The organism is Halolamina salifodinae (assembly GCF_017874235.1).
In the GTDB taxonomy this organism is placed as follows: domain Archaea; phylum Halobacteriota; class Halobacteria; order Halobacteriales; family Haloferacaceae; genus Halolamina; species Halolamina salifodinae.
The window spans coordinates 71,716-94,092 of record NZ_JAGGLC010000005.1 but is presented as its reverse complement, the minus strand read 5'-3'; the positions used below and the strand labels follow the sequence as shown (position 1 = coordinate 94,092).

The 22,377-nt window shown below is 67.4% G+C and carries 26 protein-coding genes; 12 read left to right on the top strand and 14 right to left on the bottom strand.

Features of this window, described 5'->3' with window-relative positions; translation table 11 throughout:
• Positions 1-173 precede the first annotated feature (173 nt).
• The 3 genes from cofH to J2753_RS11480 all read left to right on the top strand — a co-directional run bounded on the left by cofH (position 174) and on the right by J2753_RS11480 (position 3,221).
• Positions 174-1,523 carry a 7,8-didemethyl-8-hydroxy-5-deazariboflavin synthase subunit CofH gene (gene cofH, locus J2753_RS11490; RefSeq protein ID WP_209492198.1) on the top strand — a complete coding sequence of 450 codons (1,350 nt, stop codon included), beginning with the start codon at positions 174-176 and terminating at the stop codon, positions 1,521-1,523.
• A 79-nt stretch (positions 1,524-1,602) separates the two neighbouring features.
• Positions 1,603-2,091 carry an Lrp/AsnC family transcriptional regulator gene (locus J2753_RS11485; protein WP_209492197.1) on the top strand — a complete coding sequence of 163 codons (489 nt, stop codon included), beginning with the start codon at positions 1,603-1,605 and terminating at the stop codon, positions 2,089-2,091.
• Entirely contained in the window at positions 2,088-3,221 is a 1,134-nt protein-coding gene (locus tag J2753_RS11480) for a pyridoxal phosphate-dependent aminotransferase (RefSeq protein ID WP_209492196.1), read from the top strand. Before J2753_RS11485 ends, J2753_RS11480 begins: the two co-directional genes overlap by 4 nt.
• 7 nt (positions 3,222-3,228) lie before the next feature.
• Here J2753_RS11480 and J2753_RS11475 read toward each other — a convergent pair whose 3' ends face one another.
• Positions 3,229-4,089 (bottom strand): mechanosensitive ion channel family protein, encoded by an 861-nt coding sequence (locus J2753_RS11475; RefSeq protein ID WP_345777191.1) that lies wholly within the window; start codon positions 4,087-4,089, stop codon positions 3,229-3,231.
• Positions 4,090-4,240: 151 nt separating this feature from the next.
• On the opposite strand from J2753_RS11475, the gene J2753_RS11470 reads away from it, so the two are divergent.
• Entirely contained in the window at positions 4,241-5,956 is a 1,716-nt protein-coding gene (locus tag J2753_RS11470) for a histidine kinase N-terminal 7TM domain-containing protein (protein WP_209492194.1), read from the top strand.
• Positions 5,957-6,003: 47 nt separating this feature from the next.
• Here J2753_RS11470 and cofG read toward each other — a convergent pair whose 3' ends face one another.
• From cofG to J2753_RS11445, 5 genes are read right to left on the bottom strand one after another with little or no spacing between them, the layout of a single operon-like run.
• Positions 6,004-7,167, bottom strand: coding sequence for a 7,8-didemethyl-8-hydroxy-5-deazariboflavin synthase subunit CofG (cofG, locus tag J2753_RS11465; protein ID WP_209492193.1), 1,164 nt, complete (start codon positions 7,165-7,167; stop codon positions 6,004-6,006).
• A 39-nt stretch (positions 7,168-7,206) separates the two neighbouring features.
• Positions 7,207-7,716 carry a hypothetical protein gene (locus J2753_RS11460; protein WP_209492192.1) on the bottom strand — a complete coding sequence of 170 codons (510 nt, stop codon included), beginning with the start codon at positions 7,714-7,716 and terminating at the stop codon, positions 7,207-7,209.
• Positions 7,717-8,037, bottom strand: a complete 321-nt coding sequence (locus tag J2753_RS11455; protein WP_209492191.1) for a hypothetical protein — start codon at positions 8,035-8,037, stop codon at positions 7,717-7,719.
• 38 nt (positions 8,038-8,075) lie between these two features.
• Positions 8,076-8,693 carry a 2-phospho-L-lactate guanylyltransferase gene (gene cofC / locus J2753_RS11450; protein WP_209492190.1) on the bottom strand — a complete coding sequence of 206 codons (618 nt, stop codon included), beginning with the start codon at positions 8,691-8,693 and terminating at the stop codon, positions 8,076-8,078.
• Between the two features lie 15 nt (positions 8,694-8,708).
• On the bottom strand, positions 8,709-9,893 hold the full coding sequence (locus tag J2753_RS11445; RefSeq protein ID WP_209492189.1) for a tubulin/FtsZ family protein: 1,185 nt from the start codon (positions 9,891-9,893) through the stop codon (positions 8,709-8,711).
• Positions 9,894-10,167: 274 nt separating this feature from the next.
• On the opposite strand from J2753_RS11445, the gene J2753_RS11440 reads away from it, so the two are divergent.
• A complete protein-coding gene (locus tag J2753_RS11440) occupies positions 10,168-11,424 on the top strand; it encodes an RNA-guided endonuclease InsQ/TnpB family protein (protein ID WP_209492188.1) in 1,257 nt (418 codons plus the stop codon).
• 64 nt (positions 11,425-11,488) lie between these two features.
• Here the strand turns inward: J2753_RS11440 and J2753_RS11435 are convergent, their stop codons facing one another.
• A complete protein-coding gene (locus J2753_RS11435; protein WP_209492187.1) occupies positions 11,489-14,302 on the bottom strand; it encodes an AAA domain-containing protein in 2,814 nt (937 codons plus the stop codon).
• A gap of 99 nt (positions 14,303-14,401) precedes the next feature.
• Between J2753_RS11435 and J2753_RS11430 the strand changes: the two genes are divergently transcribed.
• On the top strand, positions 14,402-14,716 hold the full coding sequence (locus tag J2753_RS11430; protein ID WP_209492186.1) for a type II toxin-antitoxin system HicB family antitoxin: 315 nt from the start codon (positions 14,402-14,404) through the stop codon (positions 14,714-14,716).
• A gap of 2 nt (positions 14,717-14,718) precedes the next feature.
• The gene (locus J2753_RS11425; protein ID WP_209492185.1) at positions 14,719-14,970 is read left to right on the top strand and encodes a type II toxin-antitoxin system HicA family toxin; all 252 of its coding nucleotides are present in this window, start codon (positions 14,719-14,721) and stop codon (positions 14,968-14,970) included.
• Between the two features lie 56 nt (positions 14,971-15,026).
• Here the strand turns inward: J2753_RS11425 and J2753_RS11420 are convergent, their stop codons facing one another.
• Both J2753_RS11420 and J2753_RS11415 read right to left on the bottom strand, forming a co-directional pair.
• Positions 15,027-15,833 (bottom strand): aminoglycoside N(3)-acetyltransferase, encoded by an 807-nt coding sequence (locus J2753_RS11420; RefSeq protein ID WP_209492184.1) that lies wholly within the window; start codon positions 15,831-15,833, stop codon positions 15,027-15,029.
• A gap of 49 nt (positions 15,834-15,882) precedes the next feature.
• Positions 15,883-16,827, bottom strand: a complete 945-nt coding sequence (locus tag J2753_RS11415) for a hypothetical protein (RefSeq protein ID WP_209492183.1) — start codon at positions 16,825-16,827, stop codon at positions 15,883-15,885.
• Positions 16,828-16,936: 109 nt separating this feature from the next.
• Here J2753_RS11415 and J2753_RS11410 point away from each other — a divergent pair, with 109 nt between their 5' ends.
• A complete protein-coding gene (locus J2753_RS11410; protein WP_209492182.1) occupies positions 16,937-17,164 on the top strand; it encodes a hypothetical protein in 228 nt (75 codons plus the stop codon).
• Here the strand turns inward: J2753_RS11410 and J2753_RS11405 are convergent, their stop codons facing one another.
• Entirely contained in the window at positions 17,165-18,271 is a 1,107-nt protein-coding gene (locus tag J2753_RS11405; protein ID WP_209492181.1) for a zinc-dependent metalloprotease, read from the bottom strand.
• A gap of 42 nt (positions 18,272-18,313) precedes the next feature.
• Positions 18,314-18,805 (bottom strand): hypothetical protein, encoded by a 492-nt coding sequence (locus tag J2753_RS11400; RefSeq protein ID WP_209492180.1) that lies wholly within the window; start codon positions 18,803-18,805, stop codon positions 18,314-18,316.
• 122 nt (positions 18,806-18,927) lie between these two features.
• Between J2753_RS11400 and J2753_RS11395 the strand changes: the two genes are divergently transcribed.
• From J2753_RS11395 to J2753_RS11385, 3 genes are all read left to right on the top strand, one after another.
• Positions 18,928-19,188: an AbrB/MazE/SpoVT family DNA-binding domain-containing protein gene (locus tag J2753_RS11395; protein ID WP_209492179.1), complete on the top strand. Its 261-nt coding sequence runs from the start codon at positions 18,928-18,930 to the stop codon at positions 19,186-19,188.
• Position 19,189: 1 nt separating this feature from the next.
• Positions 19,190-19,597: a PIN domain-containing protein gene (locus tag J2753_RS11390; RefSeq protein ID WP_209492178.1), complete on the top strand. Its 408-nt coding sequence runs from the start codon at positions 19,190-19,192 to the stop codon at positions 19,595-19,597.
• Between the two features lie 77 nt (positions 19,598-19,674).
• Positions 19,675-20,739, top strand: a complete 1,065-nt coding sequence (locus tag J2753_RS11385; RefSeq protein ID WP_209492177.1) for a M20/M25/M40 family metallo-hydrolase — start codon at positions 19,675-19,677, stop codon at positions 20,737-20,739.
• A gap of 16 nt (positions 20,740-20,755) precedes the next feature.
• On the opposite strand, the gene crcB is transcribed toward J2753_RS11385, so the two are convergent.
• Complete coding sequence (crcB, locus tag J2753_RS11380; protein ID WP_345777189.1) at positions 20,756-21,112, bottom strand: fluoride efflux transporter CrcB; 357 nt, start codon at positions 21,110-21,112, stop codon at positions 20,756-20,758.
• The gene (locus tag J2753_RS11375) at positions 21,109-21,495 is read right to left on the bottom strand and encodes a fluoride efflux transporter FluC (RefSeq protein ID WP_209492176.1); all 387 of its coding nucleotides are present in this window, start codon (positions 21,493-21,495) and stop codon (positions 21,109-21,111) included. Before J2753_RS11375 ends, crcB begins: the two co-directional genes overlap by 4 nt.
• A gap of 93 nt (positions 21,496-21,588) precedes the next feature.
• Between J2753_RS11375 and J2753_RS11370 the strand changes: the two genes are divergently transcribed.
• Positions 21,589-22,068: a 50S ribosomal protein L11 gene (locus J2753_RS11370; protein WP_209492175.1), complete on the top strand. Its 480-nt coding sequence runs from the start codon at positions 21,589-21,591 to the stop codon at positions 22,066-22,068.
• A 46-nt stretch (positions 22,069-22,114) separates the two neighbouring features.
• Here the strand turns inward: J2753_RS11370 and J2753_RS11365 are convergent, their stop codons facing one another.
• Entirely contained in the window at positions 22,115-22,372 is a 258-nt protein-coding gene (locus tag J2753_RS11365; protein ID WP_209492174.1) for a hypothetical protein, read from the bottom strand.
• Positions 22,373-22,377 lie beyond the last annotated feature (5 nt).

Genomic DNA, 22,377 nt, shown 5'->3' with positions numbered 1-22,377 from the left:
GGTGGCCACTACCCCTCCGTTTCGCGTGGAGATATGCGCGTTCTCGGATATCCGGCGCGGGTGTCGACGCGGCGTCGATGCCGGAAGCAGTGGCGGCGACGATGCCGGCGCCACCGCGGCCATCGGGTTCTACCCACCGGACGGTTTTTCACGCTCGACTGCCGCTTCCCTGTATGACCACGGCGGCCGACCTCGACGAGGGGGCGCTCCAGTTCGAGCACGTCCCCGAGAGCGACCAGTCCTTCGAGAACGCACTCGCGAAGGCCGCAGACGGGAAACGCCTCGCCGTCGACGACGCCGTCGAACTGCTGACCACCGGCACCGGGTCGCCGGACATCGACGCCCAGCGAAAGGAGCGAGTACTCGAACTCGCGGACCGCCGGCGGGCCGAGATGGTCGGCGACACGGTGACGTTCGTCGCGAACCTCAACAACAACGTCACCACGGCCTGCAACACCGGCTGTCTGTTCTGCAACTTCAAGAACAGCTCCAGCGCCTTCGAGACAGAGTCGGACGTGGCCCACACGGGGTTCACCAAGACGCCCGCCGAGAGCTGCGAGGCGGTGCGTGACGGCCTCGAACACGGCATCTACGAGGTCACCTCCGTCTCCGGGCTCCACCCTGCGTTCGCCCTCGACGAGGAGCACCGAGAGATCCTCGAGACGTACGACGACGCCGCCCGGACGGTGAACTACAAACCGCCCGAGCGCTACGACACCGACCCCGGGACGTACGTCGAGCAGATGGAGGCCATGTCCGTCGGCGGCGTCCACCTCCACTCGATGACGCCCGAGGAGGCCTACCACGCCCGCCGCGGGACTGAGCGATCCTACGAGTCGATCTACGGTCGCCTGCGCGATGCGGGGCTCGACTCGGCGCCCGGCACGGCCGCCGAGATTCTCGTCGACGAGGTCCGGGACGTGATCTGTCCGGGGAAGATGGACACCGGCGAGTGGGTGGCGGCGATGGAGGGCGCCGCCGCCGCGGGCCTCCCGCTCACCTCGACGATGATGTACGGCCACGTCGAGAACGAGATGCACCGCGCGAAACACCTGCAGGTGATCCGTGATCTGCAGGACCGCACGGGCGCCATCAACGAGTTCGTCCCGCTCTCCTTCATCCACCAGCAGACGCCGCTCTACGAGGCCGGCGTCGTCGACTCCGGCGCGAGCACGGACGAGGACGAACTGCTCGTCGCCGTCGCGCGCCTCTTCCTCGACAACATCGAGCACATCCAGTCCTCGTGGGTCAAATCCGGCGACGAACACGGGCTGAAACTGCTCAACTGCGGCGCCGACGACTTCATGGGGACGATCCTCTCCGAGGAGATCACCAAGCGCGCCGGCGGCCAGTACGGCGAGTTCCGGAGCGTCGCCGACTACGTCGAGATGGTGGGCGCCATCGGCCGGCCGCTGGCCGAGCGCTCAACGGACTACGAGCAGACACGGCGGGTGGAGATGGATGGGGGCCCGTATGGCCCGAAACTGGGCCCGCAGGCTGACGGGACGCCGCTGCTGGACTGAGTCGAGAGCGGGCCCGCCCCGCGCCGAACTGTTCCCACGGTCGAGCAAAGGCTTTCAGCGGCGCCCCCGACACCGACGTATGGACGCCGAACGCGACGTACTCGATCTGTTGCTCGCCGACGCTCGCCAGTCCACCGCGGACATCGCCCGCCAGACCGACCGCACTGAGGCGGAGGTCGAGGCGGCCATCGACGACCTCGAAGCCGCGGGCGTCGTCCACGGCTATCAGGCGGTCGTCGACTGGGCCAACGCCGACGAGGAGCGCGTCGAGGGCCACGTCGAACTCAACGTCGAACTCGACCGCGAGACCAAGTACGAGGACATCGCGGGCCGGATCGCGAACTACTCCGAGGTCGAGACGCTGCGGCTGGTCTCCGGTGACTACGACTTCGCGGCGGTCGTCGTCGGCACGTCGATGCGGGACGTCTCGGCGTTCGTCGCCGACCAGATCGCCCCGATCCCGGAGGTCACCCAGACGGTGACCCACTTCGTGATGGACACCTACAAGCGCCGCGGCGTGGAGTTCGCCGACCACGACGACGATGATCGGCTCTCGGTCTCGCCATGAAGGTCGCCGACCGCGTCGAGCGCACGCCGCCCTCGGGCATCCGGAAGTTCTTCGAACTCGCGGAAGCCGCCGACGACGTGATCTCGCTGGGCGTCGGCGAACCCGACTTCTCGGCGCCGTGGGCCGCCCGCGCGGCCGCCATCGACGCCCTCGAACGCGGGCAGACCTCCTACACCGCCAATCGCGGGCGGGCGGACCTCCGGGAGGGCATCGCCGAGCACGTCACCCAGTACGATCTCGACTACGACCCGGAATCGGAGATCATCGTCACCGCCGGCGCCAGCGAGGCGGTCGATCTGTCGATGCGCGCGCTCGTGGATCCCGGCGACACCGTCGCGGTCCCCCAGCCCTCCTACATCTCCTACGCGCCGACCGCGAAGTTCGCCGGCGCGGAGGTGCTCCCGGTGCCGACCCGGGCCGAGAACGGCTTCAAACTCACCGACGACGCGCTCGCGGCCGCGGGCGCCGCCGACGCCGACGCGCTGATCTACTGCTACCCGAACAACCCCACCGGCGCGGTGATGGACGAGGCGGATCTCCGGCCGGTCGCGAACTTCGCCCGGGAGCACGATCTGACGGTGTTCGCCGACGAGATCTACGCTGCACTCACCTACGGCGGCGACCACGACTCCATCGCGACGCTGCCGGGAATGGGCGAGCGCACGGTCGTCATCGGCGGCTTCTCGAAGGCGTTCGCGATGACGGGCCTGCGGCTCGGCTACGCGCTCGCGCCGCCGGAGGCCGTCGAGGCGATGAACCGCGTCCACCAGTACACGATGCTTTCGGCGCCGACGACAGCACAGTTCGCTGGTCTCGAAGCGATCCGGTCCTGTGACGACGCGGTCGAGGAGATGCGCGAGGCGTACGACCGGCGGCGCCGCTACGTGCTTTCGCGGTTCCGGGAGATGGGCCTCGACTGCTTCGAGGCGGAGGGGGCGTTCTACGTGTTCCCCGAGTGCCCCGGCGACGACGAACAGTTCGCGGAGAATCTGCTGACCGAGGAGGGTGTCGCCGTCGTTCCCGGCAGCGTGTTCGGCGAGGGTGGCGAGGGCCACCTCCGGGTCTCCTACGCGACCGGGATGGACGACCTGCGCGAGGCGACCGCCCGGATCGAGCGGTTCCTCGACTGAATCCGGCTTACTCGGCCGGGCGCTCGTTCACGTCGATTTCGCCGACGAGCTGTCGGTAGACGTACGGCATGTCGATCCCTTCGGCGTCGAAGCGCTCCTTGACTGCCTGCACCGCCGAGCTTCGGACCGCGACGTAGTCGCCGCGGTCGGGGTCGTCGATCCAGAAGCGCGCCTGAATACCGACCGCCGAGTCCCCGAGTTCGCTGACGCGGGTGTCCGGCGCGGGATCCGTCAGCACCCCGTCGACGGCGCTGATCTCCTCGATGATCGCCTCGCGCGCGAGGTCGATGTCGTCGTCGTAGCCGATGCCGAACACGAACTTCTGGCGGAGTTTCTCGTAGGCGACGGGGTTGGTGATGGCGTTGTTCGCCAGTTCGCCGTTGGGGACGGTGATCTGCTCGTTGTCGAAGGTTCGGACCGTCGACACCCGGAGGTCGATGTTCTCGACGCGGCCCGATATGTCGTTCCACTCGATCCAGTCGCCGACCTGGAACGGCTCGTCCTTGATGATGAACACGCCGGCGACGAAGTTGCCCACGAGATCCTGTGCGGCAAAGCCAAGCGCCAGCGCGAGTGCCCCCGAGAGCGTCGCAGCCGCGGTGAGGAAGCTGGGGTAGCCGGCCGCCATGAACGCCACGGCGACGGCCGCGAACAGCACCAGCGCGTTGGCGACGCTCTTGGTCAGGCTCCGTAGCGCCTCGGTGAACCCGCGGGCCGTCAGGACGCGGAGTACGAGCGGGATCAGGACGACCCGGCCGATCACCAGCGTCACCAGGAAGCCGGCGACGAACGCCAGCGCCCGCCCGGCCAGCGCGCTCAGCGAGACGCCGAACAGCTCGCCGCTCAGCCCGAACTGTAACGCAGTCATGCTCATGGACGTGCCTGTCACGGGCGGCGCAAAGAACTGTTGCCCGTCCCACCGGCGCTTTCGTGTCAGCCTCGGTTTCGTACCTCCGCCCTCAGTTTGGTAGATACTCACAAGGGTTAATGCGCCACTCGCCCTACTGGGTCGTGATTCAATGAGTCAGGGCGCTCAGTCGATGGCCCTGCTGATGTTCATCTCGACCGTTCCGATCATCGGTATCACTATCTACACGTACCGCAATCGGTCGGAGCCCGGCGGCCGTGGGTTCCTGCTGTGTCTGCTCGGCATGATCGGCTGGTCGATGATGTTGCTGTTCGTGACGTGGCCGACGCGGGTGTTCCCGATCTCGTCGAACGTCGCCGGCCGGTTCTTCTTCCAGCTGCTCGTCGCGTTCGGCTGGCCGCTGTTCATCTGGGAGTATCTGGGCCGCGAGCCGCCCACGATACGCCATCCGGCGGTCGTCGCCGGCCTCGGCTTTTCGGTCGTCACGCTGCTTCTCACACTGACGAACCCGTGGCACCATCTCGTGTTGCGCGCGGCGACGCCGACGAACCCAGCCGGGATCAGCGAACTCGTGACCGGGCCGTGGTACTTCGTCCACATCGGGTTCGCAATCGTGCTCGCCATGCTCCCGATCGGGCTGCTCCTCGTCGACTACCGGGATGCACACGGCATCCACCGGCGACAGCTGGTGTTCCTCCTCGCGGGCTGGGTCGTCGGCTTCCCCGGCACGCTCCAGACCCACCTGTTCCGGAACGTCGATGCGATCCCCAGATACGTCGATTTCACCCCTGTCACGTTCCTGATCACCGCGCTGCTGTGGGGGTTCGCCCTGCACCGACATCAGCTGTTCAGCCTGGTGCCGGTGAGCCGGCGGCAGGCCGTCGAGACGATGCCCGACCCGGTGATCACCGTCGATCAGGACGGCTCCGTGATCGACGCGAACCCGGCGGCACAGGCGCTGTTCGCGCCCAATAGTGACCTGATCGGCCGGTCGTTCGAGGAGTTCTCACGGGCGTATCCGGAGCTTCACGAGGGCTATCGGGGCGACTCTCGGGAGAGCACCGACGTGACGCTCACGGCCAACGGCGAGAAACAGCACTTCATCCTCTCCGTCAGGCCGGTCAGCCGTGGCTCCTCACAGGCGGGATCGCTGCTCGTCTTCCGTGAAGTGACGGCGCTCCGGGACCGCGAGCAGGACCTCGAACTGCTGAAGGAGATCTTCACACGCCTGTTCCGACACAACTTCCGCAACCGGCTCAACGTGCTGAACGGCCACGTAACGGCAATAGAATCGCAGGACGAAAGCGGAGTATACGCGACCGAGACCGACCAGATCAGGGCGGTCAGCGAACAGCTACTCGCACACAGCGAGAAGGCGACCAAGCTCCGAAAGCTTGTCGACTCTGACCGCCGGCAGGAACGGATCGACCTGGCCGCAGTCGCCCGCGAGCAGGCCGAGTGCGTCCTCGACGACTCTGCAGCGACGGTGACGATGGACGTCGAAGAGGAGGTCGTGATCGACGGCAACCCGCTGGTCACCGAGGGGATTCGCGAACTGTACGAGAACGCGGTCCGCCATCACCACGGCGAGACGGCGCCGCGACTGCTGGTGTCGGTCTACGCCGACGGCGGGGAGGGCATGTTCGTCCTCGAGGACGACGGTCCGGGGATCGCCGACAGCGAACTGGCGGCGCTCGATCTGGGGAGCGAGACGTCGCTCACCCACGGCTCCGGCGTCGGCCTCTGGCTGGTCGACCTGATCGTGCGCAAATCCCACGGCTCGTTCACGCTCGACACCGAAACCGATCTGGGCGGCACCCGCGCGACCCTTGGCTTCCCGCGCGCCGACGGCGCCGACTCGGCGTGAGTCAGTTCCCGCACGGCCGAACGAACCCCCGGTCGCGGTTCCGGCGGTCACGGGGGCGAGAGTGGCCCCGCCTGCCGCGCGACGGCGCGGAACCGCTCGCCGTGTGCGTCGTCGTCGCCGATGCGCGCGCGGATATCGGGCGGGAGCCACTCCCCGCCAGCCGCGGGGTCGTCGGCGGGCCGGCCGTCGAACCCCGCGCGCCGAATCGAGTCGGGCAGATAGCGGTCGTAGGTCGGCAGGCGCTCGTACAGCGGTACGCCCGCCGCGTCGGCGATGTCGCCGAGTTCCCGGAGCGCGGGCCACTCGTAGTCAGGGTTGATGTAGTCGTCCGTGATCGGCGAGACGCCGCCGAGGTCGTCGATGCCGCAGTCCAGCAGGTCGCGGGCGGGTGTGAGGTTCGGCGGGACCTGCACGGAGATCTCCTCCGGGAGTGCGGCGCGGGCCATCGCGACCACCCGGCGCATCGTCTCGAGATCCGGCTTTTCGAAGTCCGAGCGCTCGTTCGGGACGACGTTCTGGACGATCACCTCCTGAATGTGGTCGTAGCGCTCGTGGAGCGCGCGGATCGCCAACAGGCTCTCCGCGCGGTCGCGCCAGTCCTCGCCGATGCCGACGAGGAGGCCCGTGGTGAACGGCACCCCCAGTTCGCCGGCGTTCCGGATGGTGTTCAGGCGCTGGCCGGGGGTCTTACGCCGGCCGCCCGAGTGGGCGCGCACGTCGGCGGTCGTCTCCAGCATCACGCCCATCGAGGCGTTCACGTCGGCGACTTCAGCCATCTGCTCGCGGGTCTGGTCGCCGGGGTTGGAGTGGGGGAGCAGCCCTTCTTCGAGAGCGATTTCGCAGGCCTCGCGCAGATACTCGTGGATCGAGTCGTGGCCCCACTCGGCGAGTTGGTCGTGGATCGCGGTGTAGCGCTCGTCGGGGTCGTCGCCGAACGTGAACAGCGCCTCCGTACAGCCGGCGTCGGCGCCGATGCGGCACTCCTTACGGATCTCCTCGGGGCTCATCAGCGTCGCCTCGCCGGGGACGTCGTAGTAGGTGCAGTAGGTGCAGGTGTAGCGACAGGCGGTGGTGAGCGGGATGAACACGTTCCGGGAGAACGTCAGCGCGTTGGCGGCCGCCACGTCGTCGGGCGTGACCGAGAGCAGGCGCTCGATCTCGCCCTCGTCGATGGAGATGTCGATGTCGTACTCGTCGGCGGCCGGGATCACGCTCGGAGGTGGCAGGGGGACGGCCAAGAAGCTTTCACCCTACTCGGACGACATGGATTCCTTCGCCCGCTCCACGTAGTTGTTGCCCGACCAACTTCGAGCCTCACTGATCGTCGCTAGCAACTCCTGTGCGCTATCGGCCGATAGCGTTCCACCACTCACAAAGCCAGCGAGGAGGATCGGCGTCGTCACGAGTCGCGTCGCGGTTAATGAGGCGTGAATGAGCGCGAGCCGGTTAAATTCGTCACAGAGTAGCTGTACGGCATCGACGTCGTTCGCGAGTGCCACTGCAGCGTTCTCGCCGTCGTCGAGCGGGAACGATTCGTCAAGATCCACCGACCGAACGTCGAACGATTCACGCCTTTCGAGAACTGCTGTCGCTGCCTGGCCGGAGGTATCGTCGTACGACGCCGTCTCTTCGAGTTCGTTCCAGACCTGTCGGGGAACTAGCACCGAGTGCTGGTCGTGGAGGATGTCGAGCGGAGGGGAATCGGTCTCAGCGACGGTTTCGAGGCTGACCAGCGCTGAGGTATCTGCAACGACCCGCATCTACTCGACCAGCTCCTCGCCTACGGCCTCGATGAACTCCTCGTCTAACTGCTGTTTGAGCACACGGAAGTTTGCCGCCTCTTCGTGGCCGAGTAGTTCCCGTAATTCCTCGAAACTGATCTCCCCGTCGTAGTACGCCCCCGCGATCTCCTGTTTGAGTTCGTCGTCGTGTGCCGCGTTCCGGAGATGGTCACGGAGTGCGGAGATGATCACGTCCGTTCGGTTCGTCTCTAATACTGCGGCGAGCGCGTCTGTTCGTTCGACCAAGCTCTCGGGTGCTCGGAACTGTACCCGCCGTTTGTCGGTCGATCCCGAACTCATGTGTGTATGTTGTGAGCCAATCGCCAAAACGGTTTGTGTTAGTATCGAACCACTTCCACCCGCCCGCCGCCCACGTCCAGTTCGAAGCCGGCGTCGACGAGCCAGTCCGTCGCCGCCCCCTCGCCGTGGAGCAGTAGCTCCGCGAGATCGGCTGGCTCGTCGATATCGACCGCGAGCAGCCGCGAATCGACCTCTCTGACCGACAGGTCTTCTTCCCCCGCGATTTCGAGGTGGTCTCGGTAGGAGGCACCGTGGTAGTCGACGCGGAACGCCGTGTCGCGGGCGAGGAAGGCGTTCGTGCCGCCGCCGAGGCCGGCCGCGATAGCGAGGTCGGCTTCGGAGTCGAGCAGGTCAGCGAGTGGCTCGGGGGTGGCGAGCGCGAGGTCGGCCATCACCACCGCCGTCGGCGCGGTGTCGAGGCGGTCGTTGACCGCGGTCGTGAGTGGGCGGTCGTCGATTTCGACCGTTGCGTCGCCAGCGGTGTCGACTGGGCCCGTCGCGAGCACCGTCACGTCCAACGCACGGTCGACGCCGTCGAGCGCGTCGAGCACGTCCGAAAGCATCGCTTCCGAAAAGTCGCGTCGCTCGGCGGCGCTGAGTTCGTCGGCAAGTCGGGTCTTCGGTCGGTCGGCAGAAAACGGAACGACGACGTGCACGAGGGGGGAGCGTGCTCAGAACAGCGACTCGAGCTCGTCGTCGTCGTCGTTGACGAGCTCTTCGAGGTTGTCCTCGCTCTCCTCGCGGATGTCCTCGATGTTCTCCTGTGCCTCGATGGCGACCTGCTGGAGCTCCTTGATCCGCGGGACGTTGCTGACCCCCGAGAGCAGGATGACGCCCGCCACGAAGTTCGCGCCGCGGACGGGGTAGTCGCCACCGCGGACCTCCATGGAGCCGGTCTGCTCCTCGAGCCACTTCCGCCCGCGCTCGATGCCTTTCCGGTTGAGGTATTTCGGCGGGCCGGCCATCACGAGCAGCGCGCGTTCGGTGCCCTCGATCTCGCAGGGCAGCGTGAGCCGCCCGAGCGCGGCCTTCCGAACGAGGCTGGTGATGCGGTTGGTGGTGTGGGCGGTGTCGAGCTGCTCTTCCTCCTCGCCGCCGGTGAGCCGCGAGAGCAGGCCGCCGTTGCCGCCGCCGGTGTTGTCCACTTCCTCGCGGGCGTAGCCCACGGTGGAGACGCCGCCGCCGGCCAGCGTGTTGATGATCTCCGAGGAGTCGACGACGCTTTCGGCCACTTCCCCGCCCTGTTCGACCTCGCCGGCGCCGAACAGGATGCCGAAGCGCTTGACGATCTCGTCGTTGATCTGGTCGTAGCCGCCCTGCACGGACTCGCCAGTTTTCCGCCACGCGTCGTTGTCGAACACCATGAGGTTGTCCACCTCACGGACGAACGTCTGGAACGAGCGCGCTGCGTTGAGGGTGTAGATGCCACCCTCGTCGGAGCCCGGCAGGATCCCCAGCCCGTAGACGGGCTCGGTGTAGATCCGCTTGAGGTGCTTCGAGATGACGGGTGCCCCGCCACTCCCGGTCCCGCCGCCGAGGCCGGCGATCACGAGGAACGCGTCGACCTCGTGGACCGGGATGGAGTCGATGGCGCCCTGCACTTCGTCCATGTCCTCCTCGGCGATCTCCGCGCCGAGTTCGTTGTCGGCGCCGACCCCGTGGCCCTTCACGCGCGACTGCCCGATGAGCACGCGTTGGCTCTCCGGAATGTTGTTCAGCCCCATCAGGTCGGCCTTGGCGGTGTTGACGGCGACGGCGGCCCGGACGATGTCCGAGCCTTGCTCGGCGTCGTAGCCGACGAACTTGTCGACGATCTTCCCGCCGGCCTGACCGAACCCGATCATTGCCAGCTTCATGCGGACGCTCCCCTCGTCATTACGCAACTCTCACGTGGATGCCGGACAAAAGGCTTGTGGGCCGGCCCCACGGCTTGCCGCAATATTCACCCGACCCTCCCGTCGTGGTCGGTTTATAAAGAACAAGGAGAATACCTGCGCCTTTAGGCGCGGGATGAATCCGACACTCGGACCGGCAACCCACCGATAACACTCCAGCCGGATATTCTCCCCCCACCCTCGCTCGTTGGTTTTGATAGTCTGCTCTTTATAACATATTATGTACTGCAGAACGATGATGGAGACAACCCGCACCTACGTCGCACGCATCACGAACCACGAACAGGTTCGTGACGACCTCGACCAGTGTGGGTTCTCCGCATCCAAACTGTGGAATGTTGGACGCTACTACATCCAAGGCCGGTGGGATGAAGACGATGAGATACCCGACGAAGCCGAGTTGAAGTCGGAGTTGAAAGACCACGAACGCTACAGTGACCTACATTCTCAGTCAAGTCAGCGAGTTCTCGAAGAACTTGCTGAGGCGTTCATCGGCTGGTACAACTCCGACGACGGCAACAACCCACCGGGCTACCGGAAACGTGGCGACGACCACCCGCGCTCCACCGTCACCTGGAAGAAACAGGCCATCAAACACGACGACAAGCACGGTCAACTCCGTCTCTCGAAAGGCTTCAACCTGAAAGAGAGCCGGTCTGACTTCATCCTCGCGGAGTACGAAACCCGCCCCGACGTAGCAGTCGAGAATATCCAGCAGGTTCGTGCCGTCTGGAATGGGGATGAGTGGGAACTCCACCTCGTCTGCAAGAAAGAGATACCTGTCGAGGACGCACCCGGCGACAACACGGCGGGTATCGACCTCGGAATCAGCAACTACCTCGCCATCGACTACGAGGATGGCACGAGCGAACTGTATCCGGGGAACGTGTTGAAAGAGGACAAGCACTACTTCACCCGCGAGGAGTACCAGACTGAAGGCGAGAACGGACCGTCGAAACGTGCGCGGAAGGCTCGGCAGAAACTCTCCCGGCGCAAAGGTCACTTCCTTCACACCCTCTCGAAACATATCGTTGAGCGGTGTGTCGAAGAAGGCGTGGAGAAGATAGCGGTTGGCGACCTCAGTGACATCCGCGAAGACGGTGACGGCAATTCGCGGGACTGGGGTGCGTCGGGGAACAAGAAACTCCACGGATGGGAGTTTGACCGATTCGCTCGTCTACTCGAATACAAAGCTGAGGAGCACGGTGTCCTCGTTGATCGCGTAGACGAGGAGAACACGTCGAAGACGTGTTCGTGTTGCGGGCAGATTCGTGATAGCAACCGCGTGGAACGTGGGTTGTACGTCTGCTCGTCGTGCGAGACGACGATGAATGCGGACGTGAACGGCGCGGTGAATATTCGGAGAAAGATAACTCAGAGTCCCCCGACGGGGGATATGAGTAACGGCTGGTTGGCACAGCCCGGAGTCTTCCTATTCGACCGCGAGAGCGGGTCGTTCACAACGAGAGAGCAGGGAGACTGTAAACCCTAATATCTCAACGCTTGGGATTCCTCCGGCTTTAGCTGGAGGAGGATGTCAACTACGTGACATGAGTCTAAAGTTCCCGACGGGCCCAGTCGAGCATCCGGTCGTAGAACGGATCCGACGAGAGCGCGCCCGCGTCGCCGACGAGGACGAGCGACTTCTTCGCCCGCGTGAGCGCGACGTTCATCCGCCGCGGGTCGTCGTAGATCGGCCCGGAGAGCTCTCCAGTCGCCACGAAGGAGACGATGATCACCTCCTCGCTCGACCCCTGGAAGCGGTCCACCGTGTCGACGGTGGCGTCGACGCGCCGGGAGATTTCGGCGACCTGGGCCCGGAACGGCGCGATGACCCCGATGTCCTCTTCGTCGACACCAGCGGCGACGAACTGGTCGACGACCTCGGCCACGCGGTCGGCCTCCGTCGGGTTGGTGTTCCCCGCGCGCTCCCCGTCGGGGTCGACGAACGAGACCGAACCGCGCAGATTCCGTGGGATCGCATCGACGTCGACGCCCGGGAGGTCCGCGATACGCTGGGCGGCCACCTCGCCGTTCGCGGGCCGGAGCGCGCCGTCGTAGAACTCCCGCGAGGAGAACGCCTGAATCCGCTGGGCCATCCGGTACTGGCGGTCCAGCAGGACCGACGCCTCGGGCGCCATCTCGTGGAGGCGTTCGAACAGCGACGTGGAGAGATCGAGTCGCGGCGGGCGGTCGGCGGTGGCCCCGTCGCCGCCGGACTCCGCGGCCGTTCCGCCGTCGGTTGCCGCGCTGTGTTCGGGCGCCCATCGCTTCCCGCCCTCGGCCTGCACCACCGGGGGTAGCTGTTCGTGGTCGCCGACGAGGACGAAGCGTTCGGCGAGGTTGATCGCCGCCAGCGTCGCCGGTTCGGTCAACTGCGAGGCCTCGTCGACCAGCGCCACGTCGAACGCCTCCTCGCGCATGATCCGCGAGCCACAGGAGGCCGTCGTCGCCGCCACCAGCGAGGCGTCCCGGAGTTCCGAGATACGCTCGCCGGGGTCGCCGGCCTGCTCCAGCCGCACGTCCTGCATGTCCTCGCGGATCCCGGACTCGGTGCCGAACCGGACGATCTCCGCGTCGTCGACGCCCTGCTCCCGCACCGCTTCGAGTGCGTTGTCGACCGCGCGGTTGGTGAACGCCGAGAGCAGCACGCGTTCGCCCTGCTCGATCAGCGCCTGCACCGTCTGAGCGATGGTGTAGGTTTTCCCGGTCCCGGGCGGCCCGTGGACCAGCGCGAAGTCCTCGGCGCGGGTTGCGAGGTTCACGGCTTCGTTCTGGGCGTCGTTGTTGCCGACGTACTCGCGCTGTGGCCCCGAAAACTCGGGGTCACGCCGGCCGAACAGCACGTCCTTCCGGCCGGGGTCGCCCTTCAGGACGCCGTCGTGGAGCGCGGTCAGCATCCGGTCGACCGAGAGTTCGGAGGGGTAGACATCGAGGCGGCACACGTCGACTGGCTCGTCGGCCTCGACGACGATTTCGGCGCCGGCCTTCCCGGTGCCAAGGCTCTGGATCCGGCAGAGTTCCGCGTGCCCGGAGACGGGGTCACCGTCGCTGGCGAGCGCCACGTCGCCCGGCCGGAGCTTCGAGACGGCGTCGTCGGGCTTGCGGGCCCGCAGGCGCCAGCGACCGCCCGGGAGTTCCTCGCGGTCGAGCGGTTCGAGATCCAGCAGCGCCCGGTCGTCCTCGGCGCGCTCCCCGGCGGTCTGCTCCCAGAGTTTGCGGTACTCGGCGTGGACCTCGCGGCGTTCGGCCTCGATGCCCTGGTAGAACCCCTCGAAGTACGCGCGCTCCGCGGCCGGCAGCGGCTTGCCGATCTGGCCGGCTTTCGACTCCTGATCCAGTCGCCCCGAGACGACCATGCAGGTGTCCTGTTCGAAGCAGTACTGACAGCGGGCGTCGGCCTCGAACCCCGTGGGGACGGCGGCGTCGAACTCCATCGCCGCCAGTTCGTTTCTGGTGCGGACGACGAACTTCAGCAGGCCCGGGCCCACGGAGAACTCCTTCGCCGGGGCGAGGTCGCCAGTCTCCTCGGCGCGTTCGAGCGCGGTGTTTTTGGTGTACAGGAGGGTCGCTGTGTCGGCGTTGCCAGACTGCGTCTGGCTGCCCGAGGGACTGTGTCCCTCGACGTCGACGCCCTGCTCCTCCAGCATCAGCGCGTAGCAGGCCGCCTGCATCTTGTCCTGGAACCGCGGCTCGCGTTTGGTGTTCTTCCCCGTCTTGAGTTCGACGGGCATCCCGCGCCTGAGGGCGTCGGCGCGGCCCTTGATCCCGAACGTCGGCGAGATGAGCGTGTACTCCGAGCGCCACGTGTCCTCCTCGGTCAGGGTGCCCTGCTGGAGCCACCCCTCGACGGCGGCGGCGTTCCGGCGTACCTCGTCCTCGACTTCCTTGCGGTCGTAGCCCAGCGCCCCGAGTTCGAGGCCGGCCTCGGCGACGCGGTGGTCGATGGAGTCCTCGAGGTCCCGCCCGCGGAGCAGGTCGCCGAACACCTCGTGGACGACGGTCCCCTTCACGACGGGGTACTTCAGCGGCACCCCGGAGAGTTTGTTGAGGTAGTACATCCGCGGGCACTGCACCCACGAGCGTACGGCGGTCACGTCGACGAGGAACTCCGGTTCGAGGACGACCCACGAGTCGGGCGTGGTCTCGTAGCCCACCTCGCCCTGGAACTCGGACTCCTCGGCGTCGGTGACCAGCAGTTCCATCCCCGCCTCGGCGTAGTCGGCGGTCTCGCTCCACTTGTTCCAGAGCGTCACCCGCACGGGGTCGGCGGCGCCGCGCTCGGGCCGGATCGTGATCTCGACGAGGTCGGTGCCGCCGCCGACGGTCCGTGGCTCGCCGACGTCGACGATGGGGCCCCGAATTCGCATTGTGGGAGGCAGTGGTCCGTCGGGGTAAACGGTGTCGGTCAGGCTGATCGACGAGTCGTCGGCCGAACGCTTTTGCCGCAGTGGCGCCGATATGGCGGTATGAGCACCGACACGCCGAACAACGACTCGACGGCCGACGACCCAGCGTCACGCAACATCTCGCTATCGTGGAACGACGACGCGGGGAACTGGTCGGCCGTCGACGAGGATCTCGGCGTCGCCTCGTGTGGCGACACGCGTGAGGAGGCACTGGCGATGCTCGACGAGGCGGTGGCGCTCCACACTGGCGAGGCAGGTGAGTCGATCGACTCCCGGGAGGAGGAGCAGGACGCACTCGAGGAACTCGGGATCGACCCGGATGCCGTCGAGGAGGCGCGCGAGAGAGACGCTGAACTGCCCGAGTTCATGCGATAACGGTGGTTCGGAGACATTTTCCCGGCCGTGCCATCGTCAAAGTCCTCACCAGCCACGGGTACCGTTTGGTTGGCCGCGAGGGGAGCCACGTCCGACTGCGCTGGGATCCGCCGGACCAACACGACTCCGCGGTGCGACTCGTCTCAGTCCCGGTGGGTCACGAGGTCGGTGGTGATACACTCCGGAACATCGCCGACCAGTGCGGCGCCGACGATTTCGACGCCTTCTGTACGTGGATCGAACGGAACCGCTGACGGGGTTCCGCTGGAACCGATCCCGGTACGGACTCGCCGGGTAGTCTTCTCCAGACTCACCGATTGGCTTCGAGCCACCCAACCGCGAACTCGACCAGCGACGACTGATCGAGCAGTGTCGCCTCGGCGGCGCCGACCGTTCCCGTCGTCGCCCCGACCTCACGTTCGAACGCCGCGCCGACCTCGGTGAAGTCGCTGCTGTCGTGGACGATGTCGGTCCACTCGACCCACGTTCGCTCACCGTCCCGGAGCACCGGCGCGCCCGCAGTCGTCTCGTCGGGGTCGATGTCGGCGCGGTACTCCGCGAGGTGGAGCGACGTGTTCGAGTCGTGGCCGACGCCGAGCAGTAGGACTGAGCCGTCCTGCTCGGTCACCCGCGCAAGCGGGGAGTGCTCGCCCAGCCCGTTTTCGAACTCGTGCCCCTCGACGACCGCCTCGGCGTCGGCGCCCCACGCCGCGAAGGAGTAGAGCGGGTGGCGGCTTCGGCGGGTCTCGGGATAGTTCCGGAAACACTCCGGAACCGCGCCCATCCCGCGCGTCGGCGTCACCGCGGGCCGGAAGGGCGGCATCGACTCGCGGATCTGTGGGATCCAGTCGTCCGGCACGGGAGGGCTCGTCCAGACTGAGGGGTCGCTGTACTGTGTGGAGTGGGTCGGCATGACGAGTGTTCCCTGCTCGGTCAGCACGCGCTGGAGCGCGTCGACGACGGCCTGCGGGCCCCCGACGACCCAGCCGAGTTCGGAGAGTGCGCTGTGCACGAGGAGGGTGTCGCCCGCCTCGACGCCCAGGTCGCGGAGGTCGGCGGCGATACTGTCGGCCGTGACGGGGTCGTCCACTGCATCGACGGCGGCGCGTTCGCCCATAGCGGTCGGGTGGCGGGAGCGTATAGGTGCTTTGTGGACCCGTGGCAGGTCACGGCACGAACAGCGTGGCGACGTAGCCGACGCCGACGAGGGTGAAGGCGGTGCCGCCGCCAATCAGCCAGGTGCTCCGGCGCGCGAGGCGCGAGCGCACGCTGTCCAGATCGCCCGGGAACAGGTACGCCGGGCCGTCGCCGTCCGAGACGCCCCAGAACGCGTCGCCAGCCTTGGTCACTCGGCCGTACTCGCCGACGACGGTGACGGTGTTGCCCGGATTCAGCGGTCTGAGCCGGAGGCGGTGGTCCGCGCTGGGGCGGTCCGGGCTCTCGACGCCGATCATCGCGAGGAATGCCGCGACCTCGTCGGGAACTGGCTCGCTCTCGGGGAGCGAGACGCTGTAGCTCCGGCGGGAAAGCTGGCCGGAGTGGATCGACACGCCGTCCTCGTCGACCCGGAGTTCGCCGCTGCCGTCGTCGAGCGCGAGCGGGCGGGTGCGCTCGCCCTCCGCGATGGTGACCCACGCGGGCCTGCTGCCGAACCCGCGATCCTTCTGGAGCGCGTACGCACAGGAGAGGACGCCGCCGTCGGTGTCCGGGATGTCGAACGTCCCGTCGACGGCTCTGAGCGCGCCGTCGACGGCCACGACGCCGGTGTCTGGGTTCCCGGTCGAGCAGTCGCTGGCGGCGCTGAGTCGCTTCCGCATCGTACGTCCCGTCAGTCCGACGACGACCCCGAGCGGGCCGAGGGCGCCCGCGACCGAAAGCAGGCCGTCGACGACGCCGAACTCGCCGGCGGTGTTCGATCCCGCGATGCCGAGCGTGAGTAGTACGAGGGCGAACACGGACGCGACGGCCATCACCGCCGGCGGGGTTCCGGTGCGGCGCTCGAACGACTGGAACGCCAGTCGCACGGAACTGGGCGGGACGATGACGAGGAGACAGAGCACGATGACCACGACGGCGAAGCCGGCCATCGCCAGCGTGTACGTCGAAACCATGCGCCCCGGTGCTGGTCGCTGGCTGTTAACTGTTTCTCCACCCCGACCGAACCGCCGTGTTCAAGCCCCCGAGCGTCCACTTGCTGAGTATGCAACGGAGGCGAGCGCGGTGAGCGGCGACCGATTCCTCGGCCCGCGGGCGCTACAGGCCGGCTTCGTCCTGCTGATCGGGCTCTCGGTCGCGCTGGTCTCGCTACAGGCCGGCGCCGGCACTCGGTTCGTCCTCTTGGCGGGGATCGGCGGCCTCGTGCTCGGCATCGTCGTCACGTGGTTCGTCGTCCGGAACCTCCGCGAGGTCATGCCGGACACGCCCGACATGTCAGAGCGGGAGTGGTAGCTACTCGATCCGGGCGAGCCAGCGCCCCGGGTCGTCGAGTTCCGCATCGGTCGGGAGGTTCTCGGGCGTGTCCCACACTTTTGTGGCCGTCTCGAGGCCCTCGGCGTCGGCGACGACGTTGAAAAAGTCCGCGCCGCGTTCGTACTGGCGGCGCTTGAGACCGAGGCCGAGCAGCCGCCGAATCAGCTGATCTACCGGCCCGCCGCCCCCCCGTCGGGCGTCGATTTTCCGGCGCAGGTCGTCGTACTCCTCGTCGAACGCGCGGTCCATCAGCAGTTCGGCGTACCCCTCGACGGCGGTCATCGCGACATCGAGTTCCGAGAACGCCTCGCGGTTCAGGCCGCCCGCGGAGAGTTCGGTGATAGTGTCGCGCATCCGTGACTCCAGATAGCCGGGCAGCCAGTCGGCGGCGCCGAACTCCGCGGCGTGGGTGACCTCGTGGAACGCGATCCAGCGACGAAACCGCGGGAAGTCGACGTTTAGCTCCCGGGCCGTGCGCTCGATGTTCGGGTGGACGAAGTAGAGTTCGTGATCCGGGCCGTCGTCGGCAGACGCGGACGGCGGCGATGGTCGGCCGTCGTCGGCAGACGCGGACGGCGGCGATGGTCGGCCGTCGTCGGCAGACGCGGACGGCGGCGATGTTCGGCCGTCGTCGGCAGACGCGGACGGCGGCGATGTTCGGCCGTCGTCGGCCTCGGCGAGCAGCAGGGGGTCGTACTGGCCGAGCACGTGCCGGGCGAGGAAGGCAAGCGAGAACGTCATCGAGCCCGTGTTCGCGACGCGTGAGGCACCGGGGAACAGCGGCTGGTCCAGTTCCTCGGTCATCGGCTCGATCAGGCGCTGGAACGTGTCGACGTTGGCGTCGATCCAGTGGTGGCGGTTCTGGAGGGCGATCTTCTCGGGCACGTCGAACTCGACGCCGCCCACCTCGCGGATGCGGTCGCGGGCGTCGCGCACGTCGGCGGCGTACCCCTCGCGGTCGGCCGGAGAGAGGTCGAGCGAGCCGGGGTCGGTGCCCGCCTTCGCCGCCTCGGAGACGGCCGCCCAGTCGACGACGCCGTCGCCGGAGGCGGTGGCGACGGCCTCGACGCTGCGGAAGAGATCCATATCACTACACGGCGACCGGGCGGCAAAAACCCTCGTTCGCGACTACTCCTCGACGACGATTTCCTCACTGCCGGCCAGTAGCTTCCGGGCGACGGCGCCGAGGACGAGCAGCAGCACGACGGCAGCCGCCACGTCGACGGCGATGCCGCCGCCCTCCTCCTTCTCCGGGGAAGTGATCTCGATGGGCACGGCGTCCTCGGCCTCGTCCTGTAGCTCTTCGGCGGTCTCCTCGGCATCGGCCTCGATGTCGTCCAGCGCGTTGAGGCCCCCGGCGCTCTCGCCGGCGAGCAGTCGCTTGACGGAGTAGCCCGCAGCCACGAGCAGTCCGAGTGCGAACAGCGGTGCGAGGACGCTCGCGCCCGATCCGGACTCCTCGGTCTCGTCGGTTGTCGAGCCGTCGCTGGACAGTTCGGGGATCGTCGTCGACTCGTCGCTGTCGCCCTCGCTACTACTGCCGGACCCCAGACTGCGCGGGCCGAGTTGGATGTCGTCGTGGAAATGCAACTCGAAGAACGTGAACTGCTTGTCGGCCATACACGTTCGTTCGGGCGCACCCGGCAAAGCAGTTGTGGGGCGACACCTGCCTCGGTGGCGATCGGTTCTACTGGCCGTTCAACCCCCGCAAGACTAAGGTATTACGAGAGGTATTACCCCGTATGAGCAAGTCCACTCGTGTTACGGAGAAGGGACAGGCGACGATCCCGCACGAGCTCCGTGAGAAGTACGACCTGGAGCCCGGCGACGAGGTCGTCTGGATGGACACCGACGAGGGCATTATTGTGAAGAAGCGCACCCGAACCGGGGGACGCGGGATGCTCGTTCCTGACGACACCTCCGACGAGAAGCGTGAAGAGATCGCCGAGGAGTTGGGCCAACGCGTCCGCGAGCGCCGCGACCGTAACTACGAGGAAACCTGAGATGGCGACGTACACCGCCGACGCCGTCTCACTCTTGGTCTATCTCGTCGATGCGCTTCCGCGAGCGGCTGATCAGGCGTTCGCCGAAGCCGAGGCGGGAGAAACGGTCATTCAGGCGCCGAGTACGGCGCTCGCTGAAGTGCTGTACTCGGTCTCGCGAGACAAGGACGTCCGCGGCGTCTCCCTCACGGGGACACCGGAGGACGCACGTCAGGCGCTGGTCGGGAACGGTCCCGTTTCGGTCGCGCCGATCGACGACGCTGAGCTGGTCGAGTACGCGCAGCTCGTCGACGAGTTCAGCATCCACGACGGCCTGATCGTCGCCAGCCACCGCGCGCAGAACACGGACGCGATTCTCACGACTGACGGGGCCATCCGCGACGCCGGCTACGAGACCGTCTGGGAGTGATCGTTCGGCCGGCGCACGAACCCGCCACGCTGGCCCCCACCGTCGGACTCATGGGCTTCCCCTGCGAGACGCCCGACATGGACGACACTCAGCGGGCGTTCCTCGACGAACTGCTCACCACCCCGAGTCCCTCGGGCTTCGAGACGCGCGGCCAGCGGGTCTGGGTCGACTACGTGTCCCAGTTCGCCGACCGCGTCGAAACCGACGCGTACGGCAACGCAATCGCGGTCCACGAGGGCGACCCCACCGTGGACACTTCCTTCGCCATCGGCGGCCACGCCGACGAGATCGGGTTCATCGTGCGGGACATCGTCGACGACGGCTTCCTCCGAATCGCCCGCGTCGGCGGCTCAGACCGCACAGTTTCGAAGGGCCAGCACGTCACGGTTCACACCGACGACGGGCCCGTACAGGGCGTGATCGGTCAGACCGCGATCCACCTGCGCGAGGGCGACGAGGAGTACGAGGACATCAGCGAGCAGTTCGTCGACGTCGGCGCCGAGGACGAGGACGACGCCGAGGATCTGGTCGCCGTCGGCGACCCGGTGACGTTCTCCTCCGAGATTCAGGAGCTGGCGAACACCCGCGTCGCCGCCCGCGGGATGGACAACCGGGTGGGGACATGGGTCGCCGCCGAGGCGCTCCGCCGCGCGGCCGCCGCCGGCGCCGATGCGACGGTCTACGCCGTCTCGACGGTGCAGGAGGAGGTGGGGCTGAAGGGCGCCCAGATGGTCGGCTTTGACCTTGATCCGGACGCCTACGTCGCCGTCGACGTGACGCACGCGACTGACAACCCCGACGTGGCCACCAGCAACCGCGGCCCGGTCGAACTCAGCGAGGGTCCGGTCGTCGGCCGCGGCAGCGCGAACCACCCGACTCTCGTCGAACTGGCACGGGAGTCCGGCGACGCCGACGACGTGGACTTCCAGCTACAGGCTGCGGGGAGTCGGACCGGGACCGATGCTGATGGGGTCTTTACGCAGCGCGGCGGCGTGCCGTCGTTGAACATCGGGATCCCGAACCGCTACATGCACACGCCGGTGGAAGTGGTGGATACGGAGGATCTGGACGCGGTTGCGGACCTCTGTGCCGGGATGGCCGAGCGGGCGGGTGAGCACGCGCCGTTCTCGGTCGAGATCTGAGGGGTTCGATCTCCCTTCACCCGACGAGTACCCACGCAATCCCGAGCGCGACACCGGCCAGCACCAAGGTTCCAAGGGCGTACCCGGCCGCCAGCCCCTGATCCCCGTCCTCCCACGCCTGCACCGTCTCCACCGAGAACGACGAGAACGTCGTAAACGCGCCGCAGACCCCCGTTCCGACCAGCAACATCGCGCCGTCGCCGACGCCGGCGAACGTCAGCAGGCCCAGCGCGAACGACCCGAGGGTGTTCACCGCGAGCGTCGACGCCGGAAACGGCGCGTCGGCGTCCGCGAGCGCCTGCCCCACGGCGTAGCGCAGCGTCGAACCGACGGCGCCGCCGAGGCCGACGAGGAGTGGCGCGGGGAGAATCACGCCGGCTCACCTCCTCTGTCGGTGCCTCGGAGTCGTCGACCTGCTGCCAGCCCCGCGGCGGCGGCCGCGAACCCCAACGCGTAGGTAGCAAGGACGTTTCCGACCAGTAGCGCGGGGGAGTTAGCGAGTGCCGACTCGACGGCGAACGTCGAGTAGGTCGTAAAGGCGGAGAGAAAGCCCGTTGCGACCGCGGCACGCGTGGCGGGCGAGAGGCGGCCGTCGGCGCCGTACGCGACCACCGCGCCCAGCGCGAACGCGCCGAGGACGTTGGCCGCGAGCGTGCCGCCGAGTTCCGGGAGGGCGACGGCGAGCCCCCAGCGCGCGAGGGCGCCGGCGACGCCGCCGGTAGCGACCAGCGCGACGGTTCGGGCGCGGAACGGCATTGGTGGTGCTGGGGCGGGTGGGGCCAAACCGGTGTCGCTCCGGGCCGAGGCAGGAAAGAAACCGTTTTACGGTGCGCCGGGCACGTTTCGAGTATGGCTGGAACCATCGAAGTGCTCGTCGCGGGCGGCGAGGCCGACCCTGGCCCGCCGCTCGGCCCCGAGCTGGGTCCGACGCCCGTCGACGTGCAGGCGGTCGTACAGGAGATCAACGAGGAGACCGACGCGTTCGACGGGATGGAGGTCCCCGTCACCATCGACTACGAGGACGATGGCTCGTTCACCATCGAGGTCGGTGTGCCGCCGACGGCCGAACTCATCAAGGACGAGGCCGGCTTCGACACCGGCTCCGGTGAGCCTCAGGAGAACTTCGTCGCCGATCTGAGCATCGACCAGATCAAGAAGATCGCCGAGCAGAAGTCCTCGGACCTGCTCGCCTACGACACCAAGAACGCGGCCAAGGAGGTCGCGGGCACGTGTGTCACGCTCGGCGTCACCATCGACGGCGAGGACGGCCGAACGTTCAAGCAGCGCGTCGACGGCGGCGACTACGACGACCAGCTCGCCGAGGCCTAACGCGGTCTTTCTCTCCGTTTTCCCCGCTCCATTAGCGCTGTCTCTCCTACTGTTTGCGGTACCACTGCACAGCGAGTCCCACAGCAACGAACAGCGAGAGGACGGTCATCACCGACGCTCGGGCCGGCCGGAAGTAGCCGGCCGCTTCACCGAGCGCGAACACGCCCGCGAACGCGGTGGCAGCGCCGGCCAGTGGCGCCAGCGGTCGCTCCCCGGTCGCGATGAAACGTCGGGTCGCGACGGCGCCGAGAACGACCGCCGCGCCGACCAGCAGCCCGATCCAAAGGCGTGCGCTGTCGATCATACTGA

Excerpts from the sequence above, each read along its gene's own strand:
- J2753_RS11475 (WP_345777191.1), bottom strand. The coding sequence starts at position 4,089 with ATGACTGCGTTACAGTTCGGGCTGAGCGGCGAGCTGTTCGGCGTCTCG.
- J2753_RS11405 (WP_209492181.1), bottom strand. The coding sequence starts at position 18,271 with ATGGATCTCTTCCGCAGCGTCGAGGCCGTCGCCACCGCCTCCGGCGAC.
- J2753_RS11440 (WP_209492188.1), top strand. The coding sequence starts at position 10,168 with ATGATGGAGACAACCCGCACCTACGTCGCACGCATCACGAACCACGAA.
- J2753_RS11480 (WP_209492196.1), top strand. The coding sequence starts at position 2,088 with ATGAAGGTCGCCGACCGCGTCGAGCGCACGCCGCCCTCGGGCATCCGG.
- J2753_RS11385 (WP_209492177.1), top strand. The coding sequence starts at position 19,675 with ATGGACGACACTCAGCGGGCGTTCCTCGACGAACTGCTCACCACCCCG.
- J2753_RS11460 (WP_209492192.1), bottom strand. The coding sequence starts at position 7,716 with ATGCGGGTCGTTGCAGATACCTCAGCGCTGGTCAGCCTCGAAACCGTC.
- J2753_RS11445 (WP_209492189.1), bottom strand. The coding sequence starts at position 9,893 with ATGAAGCTGGCAATGATCGGGTTCGGTCAGGCCGGCGGGAAGATCGTC.
- J2753_RS11400 (WP_209492180.1), bottom strand. The coding sequence starts at position 18,805 with ATGGCCGACAAGCAGTTCACGTTCTTCGAGTTGCATTTCCACGACGAC.
- J2753_RS11455 (WP_209492191.1), bottom strand. The coding sequence starts at position 8,037 with ATGAGTTCGGGATCGACCGACAAACGGCGGGTACAGTTCCGAGCACCC.
- J2753_RS11420 (WP_209492184.1), bottom strand. The coding sequence starts at position 15,833 with ATGGGCGAACGCGCCGCCGTCGATGCAGTGGACGACCCCGTCACGGCC.
- J2753_RS11430 (WP_209492186.1), top strand. The coding sequence starts at position 14,402 with ATGAGCACCGACACGCCGAACAACGACTCGACGGCCGACGACCCAGCG.
- J2753_RS11375 (WP_209492176.1), bottom strand. The coding sequence starts at position 21,495 with ATGCCGTTCCGCGCCCGAACCGTCGCGCTGGTCGCTACCGGCGGCGTC.
- J2753_RS11395 (WP_209492179.1), top strand. The coding sequence starts at position 18,928 with ATGAGCAAGTCCACTCGTGTTACGGAGAAGGGACAGGCGACGATCCCG.
- J2753_RS11415 (WP_209492183.1), bottom strand. The coding sequence starts at position 16,827 with ATGGTTTCGACGTACACGCTGGCGATGGCCGGCTTCGCCGTCGTGGTC.
- J2753_RS11365 (WP_209492174.1), bottom strand. The coding sequence starts at position 22,372 with ATGATCGACAGCGCACGCCTTTGGATCGGGCTGCTGGTCGGCGCGGCG.
- J2753_RS11390 (WP_209492178.1), top strand. The coding sequence starts at position 19,190 with ATGGCGACGTACACCGCCGACGCCGTCTCACTCTTGGTCTATCTCGTC.
- J2753_RS11485 (WP_209492197.1), top strand. The coding sequence starts at position 1,603 with ATGGACGCCGAACGCGACGTACTCGATCTGTTGCTCGCCGACGCTCGC.
- J2753_RS11370 (WP_209492175.1), top strand. The coding sequence starts at position 21,589 with ATGGCTGGAACCATCGAAGTGCTCGTCGCGGGCGGCGAGGCCGACCCT.
- J2753_RS11470 (WP_209492194.1), top strand. The coding sequence starts at position 4,241 with ATGAGTCAGGGCGCTCAGTCGATGGCCCTGCTGATGTTCATCTCGACC.
- cofH (WP_209492198.1), top strand. The coding sequence starts at position 174 with ATGACCACGGCGGCCGACCTCGACGAGGGGGCGCTCCAGTTCGAGCAC.
- J2753_RS11435 (WP_209492187.1), bottom strand. The coding sequence starts at position 14,302 with ATGCGAATTCGGGGCCCCATCGTCGACGTCGGCGAGCCACGGACCGTC.